Annotated in this window: 16 protein-coding genes, 2 pseudogenes and 1 riboswitch; of the genes and pseudogenes, 14 read left to right on the top strand and 4 right to left on the bottom strand. The window is 72.5% G+C overall.

Translation table 11 applies throughout. From position 1 onward, the window contains the following. Window positions 1-63: 63 nt before the first annotated feature. The 3 genes and pseudogenes from ABD811_RS12230 to ilvC all read left to right on the top strand — a co-directional run. Window positions 64-1,815, top strand: a pseudogene (locus ABD811_RS12230) (acetolactate synthase large subunit); the annotation flags it as partial. Window positions 1,816-1,820: 5 nt separating this feature from the next. Continuing rightward, on the top strand, window positions 1,821-2,345 hold the full coding sequence (gene ilvN, locus ABD811_RS12225) for an acetolactate synthase small subunit (RefSeq protein WP_344945463.1): 525 nt from the start codon (window positions 1,821-1,823) through the stop codon (window positions 2,343-2,345). Window positions 2,346-2,411: 66 nt separating this feature from the next. Beyond that, window positions 2,412-3,395, top strand: coding sequence for a ketol-acid reductoisomerase (gene ilvC / locus ABD811_RS12220; protein WP_344945462.1), 984 nt, complete (start codon window positions 2,412-2,414; stop codon window positions 3,393-3,395). An 87-nt stretch (window positions 3,396-3,482) separates the two neighbouring features. Here ilvC and ABD811_RS12215 read toward each other — a convergent pair whose 3' ends face one another. Next, a complete protein-coding gene (locus ABD811_RS12215) occupies window positions 3,483-4,274 on the bottom strand; it encodes a hypothetical protein (RefSeq protein WP_344945460.1) in 792 nt (263 codons plus the stop codon). A gap of 110 nt (window positions 4,275-4,384) precedes the next feature. On the opposite strand from ABD811_RS12215, the gene ABD811_RS12210 reads away from it, so the two are divergent. From ABD811_RS12210 to ABD811_RS12190, 5 genes are all read left to right on the top strand, one after another. Then, complete coding sequence (locus ABD811_RS12210) at window positions 4,385-4,966, top strand: PadR family transcriptional regulator (RefSeq protein ID WP_344945457.1); 582 nt, start codon at window positions 4,385-4,387, stop codon at window positions 4,964-4,966. Window positions 4,967-5,215: 249 nt separating this feature from the next. Next, the gene (locus tag ABD811_RS12205) at window positions 5,216-6,658 is read left to right on the top strand and encodes a DUF2079 domain-containing protein (RefSeq protein ID WP_344945454.1); all 1,443 of its coding nucleotides are present in this window, start codon (window positions 5,216-5,218) and stop codon (window positions 6,656-6,658) included. A 346-nt stretch (window positions 6,659-7,004) separates the two neighbouring features. Continuing rightward, window positions 7,005-7,646, top strand: coding sequence for a thymidylate synthase family protein (locus ABD811_RS12200; protein WP_344945451.1), 642 nt, complete (start codon window positions 7,005-7,007; stop codon window positions 7,644-7,646). 275 nt (window positions 7,647-7,921) lie between these two features. Then, window positions 7,922-9,511: a phosphoglycerate dehydrogenase gene (gene serA, locus ABD811_RS12195; protein WP_344945448.1), complete on the top strand. Its 1,590-nt coding sequence runs from the start codon at window positions 7,922-7,924 to the stop codon at window positions 9,509-9,511. Between the two features lie 558 nt (window positions 9,512-10,069). Continuing rightward, window positions 10,070-10,783, top strand: coding sequence for a (2Fe-2S)-binding protein (locus ABD811_RS12190; RefSeq protein ID WP_344945445.1), 714 nt, complete (start codon window positions 10,070-10,072; stop codon window positions 10,781-10,783). Window positions 10,784-10,814: 31 nt separating this feature from the next. Here the strand turns inward: ABD811_RS12190 and ABD811_RS12185 are convergent, their stop codons facing one another. Both ABD811_RS12185 and ABD811_RS12180 read right to left on the bottom strand, forming a co-directional pair. Beyond that, the gene (locus tag ABD811_RS12185; RefSeq protein ID WP_344945442.1) at window positions 10,815-11,549 is read right to left on the bottom strand and encodes a CbtA family protein; all 735 of its coding nucleotides are present in this window, start codon (window positions 11,547-11,549) and stop codon (window positions 10,815-10,817) included. 19 nt (window positions 11,550-11,568) lie between these two features. Then, window positions 11,569-11,793, bottom strand: a complete 225-nt coding sequence (locus tag ABD811_RS12180) for a CbtB domain-containing protein (RefSeq protein WP_344945439.1) — start codon at window positions 11,791-11,793, stop codon at window positions 11,569-11,571. Between the two features lie 52 nt (window positions 11,794-11,845). Beyond that, window positions 11,846-11,973, bottom strand: a riboswitch (cobalamin riboswitch). Between the two features lie 416 nt (window positions 11,974-12,389). Here ABD811_RS12180 and ABD811_RS12175 point away from each other — a divergent pair. From ABD811_RS12175 to cimA, 4 genes are all read left to right on the top strand, one after another. Beyond that, complete coding sequence (locus ABD811_RS12175; protein WP_344945436.1) at window positions 12,390-13,964, top strand: cellulase family glycosylhydrolase; 1,575 nt, start codon at window positions 12,390-12,392, stop codon at window positions 13,962-13,964. A 197-nt stretch (window positions 13,965-14,161) separates the two neighbouring features. Further along, window positions 14,162-15,217 (top strand): 3-isopropylmalate dehydrogenase, encoded by a 1,056-nt coding sequence (locus ABD811_RS12170; RefSeq protein ID WP_344945433.1) that lies wholly within the window; start codon window positions 14,162-14,164, stop codon window positions 15,215-15,217. Between the two features lie 183 nt (window positions 15,218-15,400). Then, entirely contained in the window at window positions 15,401-16,504 is a 1,104-nt protein-coding gene (locus tag ABD811_RS12165) for a branched-chain amino acid aminotransferase (RefSeq protein WP_344945430.1), read from the top strand. Between the two features lie 249 nt (window positions 16,505-16,753). After that, window positions 16,754-18,331 (top strand): citramalate synthase, encoded by a 1,578-nt coding sequence (gene cimA / locus ABD811_RS12160; RefSeq protein ID WP_344945427.1) that lies wholly within the window; start codon window positions 16,754-16,756, stop codon window positions 18,329-18,331. Window positions 18,332-18,368: 37 nt separating this feature from the next. Here the strand turns inward: cimA and ABD811_RS12155 are convergent, their stop codons facing one another. Continuing rightward, a complete protein-coding gene (locus tag ABD811_RS12155; protein WP_344945515.1) occupies window positions 18,369-18,734 on the bottom strand; it encodes an antibiotic biosynthesis monooxygenase family protein in 366 nt (121 codons plus the stop codon). A gap of 254 nt (window positions 18,735-18,988) precedes the next feature. Between ABD811_RS12155 and ABD811_RS12150 the strand changes: the two genes are divergently transcribed. Both ABD811_RS12150 and ABD811_RS12145 read left to right on the top strand, forming a co-directional pair. Continuing rightward, window positions 18,989-19,411, top strand: a complete 423-nt coding sequence (locus ABD811_RS12150; protein ID WP_344945424.1) for an SEL1-like repeat protein — start codon at window positions 18,989-18,991, stop codon at window positions 19,409-19,411. 85 nt (window positions 19,412-19,496) lie between these two features. Further along, window positions 19,497-20,205, top strand: a pseudogene (locus tag ABD811_RS12145) (hypothetical protein); the annotation flags it as partial.

Here is a 20,205-nt window from a genome sequence, read left to right as displayed (position 1 = left end):
CCCGCGAACGGCCGTGACCCGCGGCCGCGACGTCCAGGCCACACCGACCTCTCCCCAAGGAACAGGAACATGACGACCGAACAGATGACGGGAGCCCAGGCGCTGGTCCGCGCCCTGGAGAACGTCGGCGTCGACACCGTGTTCGGCATCCCGGGGGGCGCCATCCTCCCGGCGTACGACCCGCTGTACGACTCCAACAGGCTCCGTCACATCCTGGTGCGGCACGAGCAGGGCGCCGGGCACGCGGCCCAGGGGTACGCCATGGTCACCGGCAAGGTCGGCGTCTGCATGGCCACCAGCGGGCCGGGCGCCACCAACCTGGTCACCGCGATCTCCGACGCCTACATGGACTCGGTGCCGATCGTGGCGATCACCGGGCAGGTGGCGACCCCGCTGATCGGCACGGACGGCTTCCAGGAGGCCGACATCTCCGGCATCACCATGCCGATCACCAAGCACAACTTCCTGGTCACCAAGGCCGAGGACATCGTCCGCACCATCGCCGAGGCGTTCCACATCGCCTCCACCGGGCGTCCCGGGCCGGTGCTGGTCGACATCGCCAAGGACGCACTGCAGTCCACCGTCGAGTTCAGCTGGCCGGTCACCATGCACCTGCCCGGCTACCGTCCGGTCACCCGGCCGCACTCCAAGCAGGTCCGCGAGGCGGCACGGCTGATCGTCCAGGCGAAGCGGCCGGTGCTGTACGTCGGCGGCGGCGTGCTGAAGGCCGGGGCGTCCGCCGAGCTGAAGGTGCTGGCGGAGCTGACCGGGGCGCCGGTCGTCACCACCCTGATGGCCAAGGGCGCGCTGCCCGACAGCCACCCCCTGCACATGGGCATGCCCGGCATGCACGGCAGCGTCGGCGCCGTCGGCGCGCTGCAGCGCGCCGACCTGCTGGTCGCCCTCGGCGCCCGGTTCGACGACCGGGTCACCGGCCAGCTGTCCACCTTCGCGCCGGACGCCAAGGTCGTGCACGCCGACATCGACCCGGCCGAGATCTCCAAGAACCGGCACGCCGACGTCCCGATCGTCGGCGACGCCCGCGAGGTGCTCGCCGACCTGATCGTGGCGGTCCAGGCCGAGCACGACGCCGGCCGCCGCGGCGACTACGAGGAGTGGTGGCGCCAGCTGCGCGCCTGGCGCGAGACCTACCCGCTCGGCTACGACCAGCCCGCCGACGGGTCGCTGTCGCCGCAGTACGTCATCGAGCGGATCGGGAAGCTGGCCGGTCCCGAGGCGTACTACGTCGCGGGCGTCGGCCAGCACCAGATGTGGGCGGCGCAGTTCATCAAGTACGAGCGGCCCGGCGCGTTCCTCAACTCCGGCGGCGCGGGCACCATGGGCTACGCCGTCCCGGCCGCGATGGGCGCCAAGGTCGGCGCGCCCGGCACGCAGGTGTGGGCGATCGACGGCGACGGCTGCTTCCAGATGACCAACCAGGAGCTGGCCACCTGCGCCATCGAGGGCATCCCGATCAAGGTCGCCGTCATCAACAACGGCAACCTGGGCATGGTCCGGCAGTGGCAGACGCTCTTCTACAACGAGCGCTACTCCAACACCAACCTGCACAGCCGCCGGGTCCCCGACTTCGTCAAGCTGGCCGAGGCGTACGGTTGTGTCGGGTTGCGCTGCGACCGTACCGAGGACGTCGACGCCACGATCGCCAAGGCCATGGAGATCAACGACGCGCCGGTCGTCATCGACTTCGTCGTCCACCAGGACGCCATGGTCTGGCCGATGGTCGCCGCGGGCACCAGCAACGACGACATCAAGATCGCCAGGGACATGGCCCCCGACTGGGAGAACGGAGACTGACCCCGATGAGCCAGCACACGCTGTCGGTCCTGGTGGAGAACACGCCGGGCATCCTCGCGCGGGTGGCGGCCCTGTTCTCCCGGCGCGGGTTCAACATCGAGTCGCTCGCCGTGGGCACCACCGAGCACCCCGAGATCTCCCGCATGACGATCGTGGTCAACGTCGAGGAGCTGCCGCTCGAGCAGGTCACCAAGCAGCTCAACAAGCTGATCAACGTGCTGAAGATCGTCGAGCTCGACCCGTCGTCCTCGGTGCAGCGCGAGCTGGTGCTGGTCAAGGTCCGCGCCGACGCCGAGACCCGGTCGCAGGTGCTGGAGACCGTCCAGTTGTTCCGCGCCAAGGTCGTCGACGTGGCGCCGGACGCGGTCACCATCGAGGCCACCGGCAACCGCGACAAGCTGGACGCCTTCATCCGCGTCCTGGAGCCCTTCGGCATCAAGGAACTGGTGCAGTCGGGCATGGTGGCCATCGGCCGCGGCGCCCGGTCCATCACCGACCGGTCGCTGCGCGCCCTCGAACGCAGCGCGTGACGCGGCGCCGCCCCTGAAAGCACGAGCAACACCACGTGAAGAAAGGCAACAGCAACAGTGGCTGAGATGTTCTACGACGACGACGCCGACCTGAGCGTCATCCAGGGGCGGCACGTGGCCGTCATCGGATACGGCAGCCAGGGCCACGCGCACGCGCTGTCGCTGCGCGACTCCGGCGTGGACGTGCGCGTCGGCCTGCGCGAGGGCTCGGCCAGCCGGGAGAAGGCCGAGGCGGAGGGGCTGCGGGTGCTCACCCCGGCCGAGGCCGCCGAGGAGGCCGACCTGATCATGATCCTGGCGCCGGACCACCTGCAGCGCGGGATCTACGAGCAGGACATCAAGCCCGCCCTGGTCGAGGGCGACGCGCTGTTCTTCGGCCACGGCCTCAACATCCGGTACGGCCTGATCGAGCCGCCGGAGGGCGTGGACGTGTGCATGGTCGCGCCCAAGGGCCCCGGCCACCTGGTGCGCCGCCAGTTCACCGCGGGCCGCGGCGTCCCGGTGATCGTGGCGGTGGAGAAGGACGCCTCCGGCGGCGCCTGGCCGCTGGCCCTGTCCTACGCCAAGGCCATCGGCGGGCTGCGCGCGGGCGGCATCAAGACCACCTTCACCGAGGAGACCGAGACCGACCTGTTCGGCGAGCAGGTGGTGCTGTGCGGCGGCGTCTCCGAGCTGATCAAGACCGGCTTCGAGGTGCTCATCGAGGCCGGCTACCAGCCGGAGGTGGCCTACTTCGAGTGCCTGCACGAGATGAAGCTCATCGTCGACCTCATGTACGAGGGCGGCCTGGCCAAGATGAACTGGTCGATCTCGGACACCGCCGAGTACGGCGGCTACACCCGCGGCCCGCGGGTCATCACGGCCGACACCAAGGCCGAGATGAAGAAGATCCTCGGTGAGATCCAGTCCGGCAAGTTCGCCAAGGAGCTGGTGGAGGAGTTCGAGGGCGGCCAGGCCCAGTTCGGCAAGTTCCGCCAGGAGCTGGCCGAGCACCCGATCGAGAAGACCGGTGCCAAGCTCCGTCCCATGATGAGCTGGCTCAACGACTGAGCCCCGTCCTCAGGACGCACGACGGGCAGGTGTGCGCCCGGTCCGGCCGACGCCGGGCCGGGCGCACACGGCTTTCGGGACGCCGTGTCAGGGGCGGCTGAGACGGCGGCGGAGGCGGGCGCGCAGGGGGAGGCGGCGGGAGGCGTCCCTGACCAGGACGGCCAGGTGACCGCCCTTGGTGAAGTAGGCGGTGGCCTCGGTGGAGGGGGCCAGCAGGCGCTGCTGCGGGTCGGTCTTGAGCTTGGGGCCGCGGACGGTGCCGAAGCGCTCCTCGCGGCGGATCCCGAGCGCCTCGGCGGCGACGAAGGCGTCCCAGCGTCCCGGGCCCGTGGCGGTGACGTCGGCGTACGCGGTGAAGCCGTCGTCCTCCGGCTCGGCGGGGAAGTGGTGCTCCACCCCCGACCGCCGTTCACGCAGGATCAGCACGACCTTGGTCTCGCGCGCCTGGACGCGCTGCACGGCGGCGTGCCCGCGCACCCGCAGCCGTGCGCCGCCCTGCCAGCCGACCGCGTCCAGCCGGTGGTCCAGGCCGATCTCGGCGGTGACGTCGGCGTCCTGGCGGGGCACGCCGCGCAGGTACGGGTAGACCGCGTACACCCGGCCGCCCACCACGACCGTGCCGACCTCGACGCCGTCGACCTCCTCGCGGACCAGGCGCTCCAGTTCGTCCTGCAGGTCATGGCGGATGCAGAAGGCGCGCAGCCGGTACGCGGCGGGCAGGGCGGTGCGGTCGGCGGCGTCGGCGAGGCCGCCGTCGGCGAGCATCTGCCGCGTCCCGGCCACCATGCCGCGCCGTGCCGCGCCGTCGAGGTCCAGGAACCGGTGGTCGTACACGCGCAGCATGTCGCGCAGGAGGCTGGTGGCGGAGTCCGGGGTCACGGAGGTTACGTTAAGGGGGCCGGTGACCGGCCGGGGTGAGGCGGTGCCGCGTGTCGTCCGCGTGCATACGCGGTATTGCCTCCGCATACGCCGTATGCAAGCGTGGGGCCATGTCGATCCGTCACGGCCTCCTGGCCCTGCTGGCCCAGGGCCCCCGCTACGGCTACCAGCTGCGCGCCGAGTTCGAGGCGTCGACCGGCGCGACATGGCCGCTCAACATCGGGCAGGTTTACTCCACGCTGTCCCGGCTGGAGCGCGACGAGCTGGTCACCCGGGTGGGCGCCGACGACGAGGGCCGCTTCGTCTACCGCATCACCCCGGCCGGCCGGGAGGACGTGCGACGGTGGTTCACCACCCCCGTGGCCCGCGGCGACCGCCCCCGCGATGAGCTGGCCATCAAGCTCGCCCTCGCCGTCACCACACCGGGCGTCGACGTGCGCGGGGTCGTGCGCGCCCAGCGCACCGCCACGCTGCGCACCCTCCAGGAGCTCACCCGCCTCAGGGGCGACGACCCCGGCGTGCCGTCCGCGCCCGGCGACCGCGCGTGGCGGCTGGTGCTGGAGTCGATGATCATGCAGTCGGAGGCCGAGGTGCGCTGGCTGGACCACTGCGAGGCCTACATGCTCCGCGGCGAGCCGGCCGCCGCCCCGCGCACGAACGCTCGCGAACTGGCCGCCAACGAGCACCACTGACCGTCCCCCTCGTTCACGCGGCCTCTGCGGGGGAGTGGGGGTGTACGTCCCCGTACCGGCGGGAGGCGTTTCGGTGTCGTCTCGGTCACTTCGCGGCGGCGACCCGGCTTGTGACGCTTCCGGTGGTCACCGCCGGGTTCGGGGCGGCGGCCGGGGCTGGTAGCGTCCTGGCACGTGGCGGAGGCGGTTGCGGTGGAGGGCGCTCCTGGCGGGCTCCAGCGGGCCGAAGAGCGGCGACGGTCCGTGCGGGTGCCCGTACCTCTGGTGGCGATGGTCGCGGGGGCGGCCGTGTTGTACGCGGCGTACTCCCTGCTCCGGCTGCGGACGTTCCGGGCCAGCACCTACGACCTGGTCATCTTCGACCAGGCCGTCCGGTCCTACAGCGGGTTCGGCGCGCCGGTGGCCATGGTCAAGGGCGTCCACAACGGATTCGGGCCCGACTTCTCGGTCCTGGGGGACCACTTCTCGCCCATCCTGGCGCTGCTGGCGCCGCTGTACCGGATCCATGACGGGCCCGGCACGCTGCTGGTCGCGCAGGCCGCGCTGTTCGCCGCGGCGATCGTGCCGATCTGGCGGTACGCGCGCCGCCGCCTGGGCACGCGCGCCGCCTACTGCGCCGCGGGCGCCTACGCGCTGTCGTGGCCGATCGCCGAGGCGCTGGCGTTCGACTTCCACGAGGTCGCGTTCGTCCCGCTGCTGTCGGCGCTGCTGGTGGAACGCCACGACGCGGGCCGCCGCGGCCAGGCCCTGCTGGCCGCCGCCGCGCTGCTGCTGGTCAAGGAGGACATGGGGCTGTTGCTGGCGGGTTTCGGCCTCTACCTGCTGACCCGGCGCGGCGACCGCCGCCTCGGGGCGGGCCTGCTCGCCGCCGGGACGGTGGCGACGTGGGTGGCGTCGCGGGTGCTGATCCCCGCGTTCGGCGGCGACGGCGACTACTACTGGGCGTACGGCTCGCTGGGCGACGACCTGCCGGACGCCGTCCTGCACGTGCTGACGCACCCGTGGGACGCGGTGATCACGCTGGGCACCCCGGTGGCGAAGCTGTGGACGATGGCGCTGCTCGTCCTGCCGCTGCTGTTGCTGCCGCTGCGCTCGCCGATCACGCTCACCGCCGTGCCGCTGCTGGCCGAACGCATGCTGGCCAGCGACTTCTCCAACTGGTGGGAGCCCAAGTACCACTACAACGCCTTCCTGATCGCCGTGCTGGTCATCGCGGCCGTGGACGGCGCGGCGCGGCTGCGTCCCCTGTGGGACCGCCTGCCGCCGCTGTGGGAGCGTGCGCGGCCCGGGTGGGCCCGTGGACGGGTGCGCCTGCCCGCGGCCGGGGCGCTGCTGGTCGCCACGGCCGTGACCGTGCCGTTCTTCGCCTTCAGCGACCTGGTAGATCCCGCGTTCCTGCGGCGCGACGAGCGCGCGCGGGCCGCGGCCGAGGCGGTGGCCGAGGTGCCCGACGGCGTGGTGGTGGAGTCGGCGAACCGGCTCGGCCCGGCCCTGTCGTCGCGCGCCCGGGTGCTGCTGTGGGACGAGCGCCCCCGCGGCGCGCCGTGGGTGGTGGCCGACGTCGAACGCCACACGTTCCCGTTCGGCTCGCTGGACGAGCAGCGCCGCCGCGTCGAGACGCTCGTCGAGTCGGGCTACCGGGAGGTCTTCCGGTCCGGCGGCTACGTCGTCCTGCACCGTCCGGACCGCTGACCCGCGCCATTCAGAGCCCTCGCGCGGATCGGTAAGCCTCGCCGGTCACGATCGTCAGAAATCCCGGTGAAGACCCGGTCGGATAATCTCGCCCTACCAATTGCGTGATGTTTGTCCGATACTGGAAGAAAAGACTGGCGGTGAACGCGACACGCCGAGCGCACCAGCGCTGACACCGGACCGCGTCCGCGTTCGCCGTGACGCTTGGGGCGGATGCTCATGAGTGGCGATCATTTTCCGTGCGGGCGCGGCGGTCCGGCGACGAATACCGGACGCGCATTGTCGGCGGGAGGTAATTCTCCGATTCCGGCGGCGCGCGGCCCCAATTACGGCGAGGAGTCGTGACGTGGCCGCGGCGGAGGAGCGGGCCGTCCGGCGATGGGACACCTGCGGCAGCGCGTGGATCGCGGTGCTGCGGCACGTCTGGACGGCCGGCGAGGCCGGCATGGAGGATCGGGGGCCCATCATCGAGGGGCCCCCGGTCCTTTTCGAGGTGACCTCGCTGACGTGGGAGGACCCGATCCTGCGCGAGCACGGGGACCCGGCGGGCGAGCGGCGCGGGGCCGAGGGGCGGGCGCGGCCGCCCGCGGCGTCCGAGCGCGAGCGCGCCCGGCTGCGCGACCTGCAGGACGCCGACCAGGTGCGCTGGGTGGTGGACCTGCTGCGCGCCCGGCCGTGGACCACCAGCGCGTGGATCTCCCTGGCCGTGCCGTGCGAGCCGCGGGACGCCGCGCCGTGCCTGGTCGCGCTGTCGTTCCGCATCCGCGCCTACAAGCTGATGATGACGGCGATGTTCCGGGCGCAGAACGTCTTCCGGGGCTACCTGTCCTACGTTCCGCTGCGGGAGGTCCAGCTGGAGGTGGCCGAGGAACTGGGGCTGCCCCCGGGCCCGATGCGGGTGTTCGTCGACGTCCCGTACCTGCGGGTCGCCGACGCCGAACGCGTCGCCCGGATCCTGACCGCGCTGCCCGAGCCCAACGCGGCGTGACGTCGGTACCGGCCGCCAGGGCGGGTGCCGTGGGCGGGTGAGGAACGAGTACGGGGGCAACTCGGGGCACCGGCAGTATAGGCGCGCGGCCGGCGCCGCGAGCGGCGTCCACGACCGGGTTCCGGAGGGACGTAAGCGTCTATTCCGGGCGTATACGGATGTGTCTCCACCGCCGTGGGGACGCGTCGGCCGGGGGGTCTAAACTCGGTAAGCGCGGGGGCACGACGGGGTGACTCGCGATCTTCATCTGCCCGACATCTTCCGAAGGATCTTCCTTGAGCAAGCCTGTCGTCCTCGTCGCAGAAGAACTCTCCCCGGCCGGAATCGCCGAGCTGGAGGCCGACTTCGACGTCCGGCACGTGGACGGGTCCGACCGGGCGGCCCTGCTGCCCGCCGTGGCCGACGTCGACGCGCTGATCGTGCGCAGCGCCACCAAGGTGACCGCCGAGGTGTTCCAGCACGCGAGCAAGCTGCGCGTGGTGGCCCGGGCCGGGGTGGGCCTCGACAACGTCGACGTCGAGGCCGCCACCAAGGCCGGGGTGATGGTCGTCAACGCCCCGACGTCGAACATCGTCACCGCCGCCGAGCACGCGATCGCGCTGCTGCTGGCCACCGCCCGGAACGTTCCGCAGGGCCACGCCGCGCTCAAGCAGGGCGAGTGGAAGCGCTCCAAGTACACCGGCGTCGAGCTGCAGGGCAAGACCGTCGGCGTGCTCGGCCTCGGCCGCATCGGCGTGCTGGTCGCCCAGCGGCTGGCCGCGTTCGACATGAACATCATCGCCTACGACCCCTACGTGCAGGCGGCCCGCGCCGCGCAGCTCGGCGTCCGCCTGGTCGGGCTGGAGGAGCTGCTGCGCGAGAGCGACTTCATCACCGTCCACCTGCCCAAGACCCCCGAGACCCTCGGCCTGATCGGCGACCGCGAGCTGCGCATGGTCAAGCCCAGCGTGCGCATCGTCAACGCCGCGCGCGGCGGCATCGTCGACGAGGCCGCCCTCGACCTGGCGCTCAAGGAGGGCCGCGTCGCCGGGGCGGGCCTGGACGTGTTCAGCACCGAGCCGTGCACCGACAGCCCGCTGTTCCACCACGACAACGTGGTGGTCACCCCGCACCTGGGCGCCAGCACCCACGAGGCGCAGGAGAAGGCCGGCACCCAGGTGGCCCGCTCGGTGCGGCTGGCGCTGTCCGGCGAGTTCGTGCCCGACGCGGTCAACGTGCAGGGCGGCGCCGTCGCCGAGGACGTCAAGCCCGGCCTGCCGCTGGCCGAGAAGCTCGGCCGCATCTTCACCGCCCTGGCCGGCGGCGTGCCGGTGCGGCTGGAGGTCGTGGTGCGCGGCGAGATCGCCGGGCACGACGTCAAGGTGCTGGAGCTGGCCGCGCTCAAGGGCGCGTTCGCCGACGTGACCGAGGAGTCGGTGACGTTCGTCAACGCCCCGCTGCTGGCCCGCGACCGCGGCGTCGAGGTCACCCTCACCACCACCGAGGACAGCCCCGACTGGCGCAACGTGGTCCAGGTGCGCGGCACCATGGGCGACGGCACGGTGGTGTCGGTGTCCGGCACGCTCACCGGCCCCAAGCACCACGAGCGCATCGTGGAGATCAACGGCTACGACATGGAGCTGTCGCCCACCGACCACATGGCGTTCTTCTCCTACAGCGACCGGCCCGGCATCGTCGGCGTGGTCGGCCGGCTGCTCGGCGACCAGGGCGTCAACATCGCCGGCATGCAGGTCGGCCGGGACGCCAAGGGCGGCACCGCGCTGATCGCGCTGACCGTCGACTCGGCCATCCCGGCCCAGCTCGTCGACGTGATCCGCGACGAGGTAGGCGCCGAAATGGGCCGCCGCGTCGACCTCGACGGCTAAGAGCGGGCGGGGCGGGGTCGGCGTGCTCGGCACGCTGCGCGTGCCTTCGCCGTGGCCCCGCCCGTTGTGTCTCCCAGGGGGACGACCCCCTGGAACCCCCGGCTTGAGGCGGGCGGAGCGTGCTTGGTGTGCTCCGCCCGCCTTTGTCGTTGGCTGCTTCTGGCGGTTGTGGGTGCACCTGCGGGTTCTTCGGGGGGTGTCTCAGCATGCGGAAAGTTGGGCCACGGGTCGGGACAATTCGGGAGGCGGGCCGGTAACGTGGGCGGAGTCATGCGCTTGGTGGTATGCATCCTTCGCCGCCGCGGCGGGGCCTGAGACGGCAGGCCGGCGACCCGCCGCGGAGCAGGGCGCTGGCCGTAAGCCCGTCGTTCACTCTTCCGACGAACCACCACGAGGGATCGCGATCATGAACACCGACGTCAACGTGCCCACGCCCGCCGACGACGCCGCCGAGGAGGCGGCCCGCGCGCTGCAGACCGCCCTGGACCGCCGCGACAACGGCGGCCGCTCCGACCGCTGACCCGCGGTCCGCTCCCGCCGGATGGCATGATCGCAGACGTGGCACCACGTGGTCGGGCGGGAGCGGACGAGGTCCGGCGGGCGCTGGCGGACGCGGCCCGGCTGGGCCCCTACTTCCAGGTCGTCACCGACCCCGCCGAGGAGGCCGACCCCACCTGGCGGCCCCTGCCCGAACCCGACGCGGCACGGCTCGGCGAGCTGACCGACGCCTACGCGCGGCGGCTGGGCACCGGAGAGCGCCGGGTGGCGGCGTCCATCCTGTTCCAGGGGCTGGCGTCGCGGTTGTGGTCGCCCGTGGTGGCGGCGAGGGCGTACGGCGTCGTCCCCGACCTGTCCGGGCTGCACTGGCGCTGGGCCCCCGGCGCGCCGATCGCGCTCTGGCTGGCCGACCCCGGCGGCTGGCCCGCCGCGGACGATCCCGCCGCCACCGCCGGGCTCGTGCACCGGACGGTCCTGGAGGGGCAGCTGCGGCCGCTGCGCGCCACGCTGCTGGAGATCGTCGGGCTCGCGGACGGCCTGCTGTGGGGCAACGCGGCGGCGGCCCTCGCCGGGACGCTGCGCGCTGGCACGCTCAGGCCCGAACTGGCCGAGCCGGTCGGGACGCTCGTGCGAGAACTGTTCGAACGCGAACCGCTGGCGGGCACGGGCTCGTTCACCCCGGACGGGTTCGTCCGCCGGAGCTGCTGCCTGTACTACCGGGTGCCGCCCGGCGGCGAGATGTGCGGCGACTGCGCCCTCCTGCGCCGCGCGTGAGCGTCCCGCGCGGCGCAGGAGGGCGTAAAGGTCAGGCCGCTGTGGCGGCCGGTGACGGCCGCCGCTGGAAGGAGCGCTCGGTGAGCGCGCCGAACACCAGACCCAGCGTCGCCCACAGGACGACCTGGACGCCCAGCGACGCGATCCGGAAGTCCCACAGGACCGTGGCCGGGAAGCCGTCCGCGACCGCGTCCGGCGTCGGCGTCAGCCGGTACACCAGCGCCAGCACGACCGCGAACCCGGCCGTGGTCGCGATCGCCGCGTTCCAGGCCCCGAACCGGGGCAGCAGGCGGCGGAACACGATCACGGCGGCGACGACGGCCAGCACGCCCAGCGCCACCATGCCGAAGTACAGCGCGGTGCGGCCGCCGATCGTGTCGGGGTCGCCGACGGCCGGGGGCGTCGGCGGGTACTTCAGGAACGGCACCAGTTCGACGGCGACGAACCCGCCCAGCGCGACCAGCGCGGCGGTGGCGCGGGCGCCGAACGCGCCGACACGGCCGTAGGCGACCGCGAACGCGATCGCGAACAGCCCGCCGAGCGCGACGCCGTACACGCCGAGCGCGGTGACCAGCCCGGCGGTCTTCTGCACCGTGCGGCTGACCACCTCGTGCTCGTGCCCCTCGTGGGCTGCGGCCGCCTCGGCCTCCTCGAACGCGATGGCGTGGCCCACCTGCGGCTCCCCGTACAGCCAGGCGACGACCAGCGCGAGCGCGGCCGCCGCCAGCCCGGCGAGCATGCCGCGGACCAGCAGTGTTCTCATCATCGGGGAATCGGCCCGCCCGTCAGTGGCAGGGGAAGCCGAGCAGGTGACGGCCGTCGTGGGTGAACTCGTGCACCCAGGTGCCGCCGATGAGGGAGGTGGCGCCCTGCTCGGCGCCGACGAAGTAGATCAGCACCAGGCCGAGCACCGCGGCGAACACCGCCCACGGCAGGACCTGGCGAAGGGGGATGCGGACGGGCGCCGGACGTTCTCCGGCAGGCGTCGACGGAACGGCGGTCTGAGCCATCTCAGGGTCTCCTCACGGGGTTCACTCGCCCCGGTACGGGAGGACGACGGGTCAGTGTCCTGACTCCCAGATCAGCGCCTCCCGCCGACCTTCCCGCCGGGTGTCCGGCCGTGGTCGTGGAGTGGGGGAGGCTCCCTGGTCACAGTGGCGGGACCGTCCTGGAGTCGCACCAGGTTCCTGCGCACCGTCGCCTCGATGTGCACTTGTTGGGGAGAGCGTCCCCTTTGCGGTGGTCCAGCGTCAAGTGCGGGTTCTGTCGCCCGGAGGGCAGTGCGGGGCCGCCCCCGCCCGTGAAAGAGCGGCGTCGCGGACGAGGCGGCGCCGTACGAGGTGAAACGGGCGCCGTGCGGGCGGCCGGCGTGAAAATCCGCCGCCCGGCATGGGGTTCGTTGACCGTGCGGACGGCGCGTTCCCACAATCTCCGGCGATTCACCTCCGCGTTCGCTCCCACGAACCGCCCACCGAAACCGCCCACCGAAACCGCCCACCGCGACCGCCCACCGAGACCGCCCACCGAGACCGCCCACCGAAACGCACTTCGTCCCCGACCTGGAGGCGCCCGAGCCATGACCCATCCCCCAGGAACACGACCGCCGGTGGCGCAAGCGGCGGCCGCGCTGGCCGTCTGCCTGAGCCTCGTGGCCGCCGCGCTGGTGGCCGTGCTGGTCCGTCCGCCGGGCGCCTCCGCCGCCGCCCCGGCGGGCACCGGCACCGGATACCTCAGCACCAGCGGCAACCGGATCGTCGACGGCACCGGCCAGACGGTCCGCCTGACCGGCATCAACTGGTTCGGCATGGAGACCGACAACAAGACCTTCCACGGCCTGTGGGCGCGCGGCTACAAGTCGATGCTCGACCAGATGGCCCAGCTCGGCTACAACACCCTGCGCGTGCCGTACTCCAACGACGCGCTGAAGCCGGACGCCAAGGCCACCAGCGTCGACGGGGTGTCCAACCCCGACCTGGTGGGCCTCAGCCCGCTGCAGATCCTCGACAAGGTGATCGCCTACGCCGGCCAGAAGGGCATGCGGGTGATCCTGGACCGGCACCGGCCGACCAGCGCGGGCCAGTCGGCGCTGTGGTACACCCCGGCCGTCTCCGAGACGACGTGGATCGAGGACTGGAAGGCGCTGGCCCGCCGCTACGCGGGCAATCCCACCGTGATCGGCGCCGACCTGCACAACGAGCCGCACGCCGACGGCACCGACCCCAACGGCACCGGCTCCTGCTGGGGCTGCGGCGACCCGGCCCGCGACTGGAGGCTGGCGGCCGAGCGCGCGGGCAACGCGATCCTGTCGGTCAACTCCAACTGGCTGATCTTCGTGGAGGGCGTGAGCTGCCCCAGCGGCGGCAACGCCAACTCCTGGGACGACATCCCCGACGAGCACTGCGGCTGGTGGGGCGGCAACCTGTCGAAGGCGGGGCAGTACCCGGTGCGGCTGAACGTCGCCAACCGCCTGGTGTACTCGCCGCACGAGTACGGCATCTCCGTCTATCGCCAGCCCTGGTTCGACTCCGCCGACTTCCCCAACAACCTGGCCGCGATCTGGGACCAGCAGTGGGGCTACCTCTACAAGCAGAACACCGCCCCGCTGCTGCTGGGCGAGTTCGGCAGCACCCTGGCCGACCCCAAGGACAAGGTGTGGCTGGAGAAGCTGCTCGCCTACGCGGGCACCGGGGCCACGGGGATGAGCTTCACGTACTGGTCGTGGAACCCCAACTCCGGGGACACCGGCGGCATCCTCAACGACGACTGGACGACGGTGAACCAGGCCAAGCAGAGCATCCTGCAGCCGTACCTGATCCCGCCGACGCCCGGGGACGGGGGCGGCCCCACGGACCCGCCGCCGACGGGCTCGGACGCCTGCAAGGTCGCCTACACCGTCATCAACCGCTGGTCCGGGGGCTTCCAGGGCAACGTGGACGTGACCAACTCCGGCTCCACCACGTTCCGGAACTGGACGCTGACGTTCGACGTCCCGCAGGGCGTCACGGTGTCCAGCGGGTGGAACGCCACGTTCAGCCAGAGCGGCACCAAGGTCACGGTCAAGGGCCCGTCCTGGAACGCCGACCTGGAGGCCGGTGAGAAGGCGAGCGTCGGCTTCACCGCCAACGGCAGCGACACGCCGCAACCGCAGACCTACGCCGTCAACGGCACGTCCTGCGGCTGACCCGGGCGCGACCTGCCCTCCCCGGGGCGCCGCCCCCCTTCCTCCACCGAGCAGGGGGCGGCGCCCCACTCGTACCCCCGCTGAGCAGGGGCGGCGCCCCCCTGGGACGCACCCGGCGGGCTGCCGGACACGAGACGTGCATCCCGAAGAGTGAGACCGATGCTCAGGAACTGAGACGTTTGCAGTAGAGTGCGCGCATGGCTTCCCGCAGCATCCGCCTGGCCGTCATCCCTGGTGACGGGATCGGCCCCGAGGTCGTCGCCGAGGGTCTGAAGGTTCTGGACGCCGTCGCTCCGGCGCACGACCTGAAGTTCGAGCAGACCTCCTACGACCTGGGCGCCGCCCGCTGGCACCGCACCGGCGAGACGCTGCCCGACACGGTCCTGGAGGAGCTGCGCGGCCAGGACGTGATCCTGCTGGGCGCGATCGGCGACCCCAGCGTGCCCAGCGGCGTGCTGGAGCGCGGGCTGCTGCTGCGGGCCCGGTTCGAGCTCGACCACTACGTCAACCTGCGGCCGGTGAGGCTGTTCCCCGGCATGGACACGCCGCTGTCGGGGGTCAAGCCCGAGGACGTCGACATGATCGTCGTCCGGGAGGGCACCGAGGGCCCGTACGCGGGCGTCGGCGGCGTCCTGCGCAAGGGCACCCCGCAGGAGATCGCCACCCAGGAGAGCGTCAACACCGCCTACGGCGTCGAGCGCGTCGTCCGGTACGCCTTCGAGCAGGCGGCCTCCCGGCCCCGGCGCAAGCTGACGCTGGTCCACAAGGACAACGTGCTGACCTTCGCCGGCGAGCTGTACCAGCGCGTCGTCAAGCGGGTCGGCCAGGAGTACCCGCAGGTCAGCACCGACTACGTGCACGTCGACGCGGCCACCATGTTCTTCGTCACCGCGCCGCAGCGGTTCGACGTGATCGTCACCGACAACCTGTTCGGCGACATCATCACCGACCTCGGCGCCGCCGTCGCCGGGGGCATCGGCCTGGCCGCCTCCGGCAACGTCAACCCCGACCGCACCGCGCCGTCGATGTTCGAGCCGGTGCACGGCAGCGCCCCCGACATCGCCGGGCAGGGCAAGGCCGACCCGACCGCCACCATCCTGTCGGTGGCCATGCTGCTGGACCACGTCGGCGCCCCCGAGGCCGCCCGGCGGGTCGAGCGGGCCGTCGCCGACGACCTGGCCGCCCGCCGCGGCCGCCCCGCCCGGGGCACCGCCGAGGTCGGCGACGCGATCGCCGAGCGAGTATCCGGCTAGGGCGCGCCCCGGCCGGACCGCGAAAACGCGACACAAGCCACAGCACCGGGCGCGCCGACACGGCGCGCCCGGTTCTTCGTGTGCGCCGTGATCAGGGAGCAGGGCTGGACGAAGTACGACAATGAGGATAGGAATGCCCGGACGGCGACGGGGCCGGGCGGGCGATCCGGGAGAGGACCCACCATGAGCAGCACGCTGGACTTCGACATCAGGCTCTCCGAGCGGCGGCGCGGTACCGCCGAGCGCGAGGCGATCCTGGCCGATCCCGGATGGGGCCAGTACTTCACCGACCACATGGTCACGATCCGTTACGCCGAGGGGAAGGGCTGGCACGACGCCCGGCTCGAGCCGTACGGCCCCATCGCCCTCGACCCCGCCAGCCAGGTCCTGCACTACTCCCAGGAGCTGTTCGAGGGGCTCAAGGCGTACCGGCAGGCCGACGGGACGATCGTCACCTTCCGCCCGTACGCCAACGCCGCCCGCATGAACCGCTCGGCCCGCCGCATGGCCATGCCGGAGATCCCCGAGGAGCTGTTCGTCCGGGCGCTGGAACTGCTGGTCGAGAACGACCGCGACTGGGTGCCGACGCAGGCCGGCCACAGCCTCTACCTGCGGCCGTTCATGTTCGCCACCACCCGCGCCCTCGGCGTGAACAGCCCCGCCAACGAGTACCTGTTCGTGGTGATCGCCTCCCCGTCCGGCAACTACTACGCCAAGGGGATCCGGCCGGTGTCGGTCTGGCTGTCGCAGGACTTCACCCGGGCCGCGCCCGGCGGCACCGGTGAGGCCAAGACCGGCGGCAACTACGCCGCCTCGTTCGCCGGGCAGGCCCAGGCCGTGGCCAACGGCTGCGACCAGGTGGTCTGGCTGGACGCGGTCGAGCACCGCTGGGTCGAGGAGGTCGGGTCGATGAACCTGGTCTTCGTGTACGGCTCGGGCGCCGACGTGCGGCTGCTCACCCCCGCCCTCACCGGCACCCTGCTGCCCGGCATCACCCGCGACTCGATGCTCAAGCTCGCCCCCGACCTCGGCATCCCGGTGGAGGAGGGCAAGATCAGCATCGACGAGTGGCAGGAGGGCTGCGAGTCCGGCCAGATCACCGAGGTGTTCGGCTGCGGCACCGCCGCGGTGATCAGCCCGGTCGGCAGCGTCAAGGGCGCCGACCGCGCCTGGACGATCGGCGACGGCGAGCCCGGCCCCGTCTCCATGCGGCTGCGCGAGGAGCTGATCGGCATCCAGTACGGCACCCGCCCCGACCCCTACGGCTGGGTCCACAAGATCTGCTGACCGCGGGCGCCGCGATCCTTTCCGGCGCAACCGTCGCACAAGCCACGTCCGTCTCACCATTCAAGACTGATGTCTCAGTGGTGCGGCGGATGTGGCAGACTGTGACCATCATGCGCCTCAGCCTCGTCATTATCGGCTGGCGCGCCGGCGACTGATTTCGGGACACCGCCGGCGCGCAGACCTCTCACGTCCGTGAGAGGTCTTTTTCTTTCCGGCGGGGCTGCTTCCATCCCTGGAGGGGACTGCGACATGCACGGCGACGGATTCCACGTCTACGACACCACGCTGCGGGACGGCGCGCAGCAGGAGGGCCTCAACCTCTCCGTCGGCGACAAGCTCGCCATCGCGCGCCACCTGGACGACCTCGGCGTGAGCTTCATCGAGGGCGGCTGGCCCGGCGCCAACCCCAAGGACACCGAGTTCTTCAGGCGCGCTCGGACCGAGCTCGGCCTGAGGCACGCGCAGCTCGCCGCGTTCGGCGCGACCCGCCGGCCCGGCGCGAAGGCCGCCGACGATCCCCTGGTGGCCGCCCTGCGCGAATCCGGCGCGCCGGTCGTGACGCTCGTCGCCAAGAGCCATGACCGGCACGTCGAGCTGGCCCTCCGCACGACCCTGGAGGAGAACCTGGCGATGATCCGCGACACGGTCTCCCACCTGCGTGCGGAGGGCCAACGCGTCTTCCTGGACGCCGAGCACTTCTTCGACGGCTACCGGGCCAACCCCGCCTACGCGCTGGAGGTCGTGCGCACCGCCGCCGAGGCGGGCGCGGACGTGATCGCGCTGTGCGACACCAACGGCGGCATGCTCCCCGACGAGCTGGCCGAGGTCGTCCACGAGGTGGTGGGCGTGGGCGCCCGGGTCGGCATCCACTGCCACGACGACTCCGGCTGCGCCGTCGCCAACTCGTTGGCCGCGGTCAAGGCGGGCGCCACCCACGTCCAGGGCTGCGCCAACGGCTACGGCGAGCGCAGCGGCAACGCCAACCTGTTCACCGTGGTCGGCAACCTGCAGCTCAAGCGCGGCATGCGGCTGGTGTCCGACGAGCAGCTGGCCGAGATGACCCGCATCGCGCACGCCGTCTCCGAGGTCACCAACGTCGTGCTCGGCTCCCAGCAGCCGTACGTGGGGGTGTCGGCGTTCGCGCACAAGGCCGGGCTGCACGCCTCGGCCGTCAAGGTCGACCCCGACCTGTACCAGCACATCGACCCGGCCGCCGTCGGCAACGACATGCGGATGCTGGTGTCCAGCATGGCCGGCCGCGCCTCGGTCGAGCTCAAGGGCCGCGAGCTGGGCTACGACCTGTCGGGCGAGAAGGCGCGCAAGGTCGTCGAGCGGGTCAAGGAGCTGGAGTCGGCCGGGTACACCTTCGAGGCCGCCGACGCCTCGTTCGAGCTGCTGCTGCGCGAGGAGCTGACCGGGGTGCGGCAGCGGCACTTCGAGGTCGAGTCGTGGCGGGCCATCGTGGAGCGCCGCCCCGACGGCTCCATGGTCTCCGAGGCCACCGTCAAGCTGCACGCCAAAGGCGAGCGGATCGTCGCCACCGGGGAGGGCAACGGCCCGGTCAACGCGCTCGACAACGCCCTGCGCCTGGCCCTGGAGCGGCTCTACCCCGAGCTGGCCCGGCTGGAGCTGGTCGACTACAAGGTGCGCATCCTGGAGGGCGCGCACGGCACCGGCGCCCGCACCCGCGTGCTCATCGAGTCCAGCGACGGCGACCGCGAGTGGGGCACGGTGGGCGTGGAGGAGAACGTCATCGCCGCGTCCTGGCAGGCCCTGGAGCAGGCCGTCACCTACTGCCTGCTGCACGCCGGCTACGAGGCGAGCTGACCGTCCGGGCCGGACGCGGCGGCGCGCGCCGGACGGCTCAGCCGGACGCGGGCTTGGGGTCGGCCTCCTGGACGACCTCGAAGCTCCACAGCTCGGCCGCGCCGGCCGCCGGGCCGCCGTGCCCGTGACCGTGGCCCTGGCCGCCCGCGCGCTCGGCGTCCCTGGCCGCCTCGGCGTGGCCGCGCTGGAACGCCTGGCTCTGCGTCCAGCGCTCGAAGTCCTCCTCGCTGCGCCAGCGCGTGTAGACCATGTAGCGGTCGGTGCCCTCGACGGGACGCAGCAGCTCGAAGTGCTCGAACCCGTCGGCGGACTCCACCAGCCCCGCCCGGCCCGCGAAGCGCTTCTCCAGCTCCGCGCGCATCTCCTCGCTGACGGTCAGCACGTTGATCTTCACGACGGACACGTGGCGCCCCTCCCGGTCGATCCTGTCGGCGATCACCACAACCGTACGCGGCCGGTGTCCGGCCCGCCTGCCGGGGGAGTGCTCTGCGGCCGGCACGGCGAGGTTTTTACTGGCATTACTGCCAAAGCTGGCAAATCAGTGGCGAAACGGGACGCCGGTCGCCACGATATGTACGCTCGACCGACGCGGCCGTCCCGTTGACGCCGCGCGTGCCGAGCCGCCCAGTCCCACCACCGAAACTCCGGAGCGCCGTCATGTCCGTCCCCTCCCCGCGTCCCCAGCCGGTGGGGGACCCGCGTCCGGCAGGGAGAGCGAAGGACGGCGCGTGGAGCGAGTGGCCCGACTTCGCCTACGGGCTCGGCGCGCTGTACGAGAGCGAGGGCGACCTGGAGCAGGCCGCCGGGTGGTTCCGGCGCGCCGCCGAGTCCGGCCACCCGCGCGCCGCGCTGGCGCTGGTGGACGTGCTGGGACGGCTGGCCGACGAGCGCGGCGAGCGGTCGCCCGGCGCCTCGGACGTGCTGCTGGCCGAGGCGACCCGCTGGCTGGCCAGGGCCTGCGCGTCCAGCGGCCGGGACGCCGCCGCGCCGGACGCCATCGAGCTCGTGACCGACATGCTCAACCGCCACCAGCGCCGGGCCGCCCGGCGCGGCGTCCCGGAGCCGGCCGCCACGTCCTGAAGATCCGATTTCGGCCGAGCCTGAACCGGGCGCGTCCCGCCGCCGTCGCACATCAGTAGACGACGCAGCGCGAAAGGTGACGCAGGTGAGCGGTCACGAGCCGGGACACGTGCCCCCGGACCACCGGACGACGACCGAGTTCGGGATCCCCAGAACCAAGGCCGGCGAGGCCGAGAACACCATCGTGGACGCGCCGCTCGACCCCGACGCCACGTCCGTGGACGGCCCGTCCGGGCGCCCGGCTCCCGCCGACCGCGCCTCCGAGACGGTGACGGACGAGCCGGTTGCCCCGGCCGCGGCCCCGGCCGCCGTTCCCGGCGGGGACGAGGAGCCCTGGACGATGCAGTTCGGGTCCGAGGCCGAGAGCGGCGAGCCGGGCGAGCAGCCCGCCGCCGGCCAGGTGCCGCCCACCCCGTACACTCTGGCGCCCGCCATGGCCGAGATGCCCGCCGCACCGCCGGAGCCGTCACCGAACGGCTCGGCAGGGCCCGACGTCCCGGCGCCGATGGCGCAGGGCGCTCAGACCGGGCCGACGAGCCTGCCGCCCGTCGCGTCCCCGAGCCTCCCGCCCGGCGCGCCCGCGAGCCCTCCGCTCGGTGAGCCGGTGAGCCCGGCACCTGGCCCGTCGAACCGCAGGCGGCGCCCAATGGTGCCGGCCGTCGTGCTGGTGGCCGTGGCCGTCGTCGCCGCGCTCGCCGTCGTCGTGCTCATGCTGGGCGGCGGCGAGGAGGAGCCCGCGGCGACCCGGCAGTCGCCGGACGGCGGCACCGCGACGTCCACGCCGCCGTCGTCGC

The sequence above is a fragment of the Actinomadura miaoliensis genome (genome assembly GCF_039536785.1).
Lineage (GTDB): Bacteria > Actinomycetota > Actinomycetes > Streptosporangiales > Streptosporangiaceae > Spirillospora > Spirillospora miaoliensis.
This window is presented reverse-complemented; position numbering and strand designations above follow the sequence as displayed.

Excerpts from the sequence above, each read along its gene's own strand:
- ABD811_RS12185 (WP_344945442.1), bottom strand. The coding sequence starts at position 11,549 with ATGATGAGAACACTGCTGGTCCGCGGCATGCTCGCCGGGCTGGCGGCG.
- ABD811_RS12180 (WP_344945439.1), bottom strand. The coding sequence starts at position 11,793 with ATGGCTCAGACCGCCGTTCCGTCGACGCCTGCCGGAGAACGTCCGGCG.
- cimA (WP_344945427.1), top strand. The coding sequence starts at position 16,754 with ATGCACGGCGACGGATTCCACGTCTACGACACCACGCTGCGGGACGGC.
- ABD811_RS12150 (WP_344945424.1), top strand. The coding sequence starts at position 18,989 with ATGTCCGTCCCCTCCCCGCGTCCCCAGCCGGTGGGGGACCCGCGTCCG.
- ilvN (WP_344945463.1), top strand. The coding sequence starts at position 1,821 with ATGAGCCAGCACACGCTGTCGGTCCTGGTGGAGAACACGCCGGGCATC.
- ABD811_RS12170 (WP_344945433.1), top strand. The coding sequence starts at position 14,162 with ATGGCTTCCCGCAGCATCCGCCTGGCCGTCATCCCTGGTGACGGGATC.
- ABD811_RS12210 (WP_344945457.1), top strand. The coding sequence starts at position 4,385 with ATGTCGATCCGTCACGGCCTCCTGGCCCTGCTGGCCCAGGGCCCCCGC.
- ilvC (WP_344945462.1), top strand. The coding sequence starts at position 2,412 with ATGTTCTACGACGACGACGCCGACCTGAGCGTCATCCAGGGGCGGCAC.
- ABD811_RS12165 (WP_344945430.1), top strand. The coding sequence starts at position 15,401 with ATGAGCAGCACGCTGGACTTCGACATCAGGCTCTCCGAGCGGCGGCGC.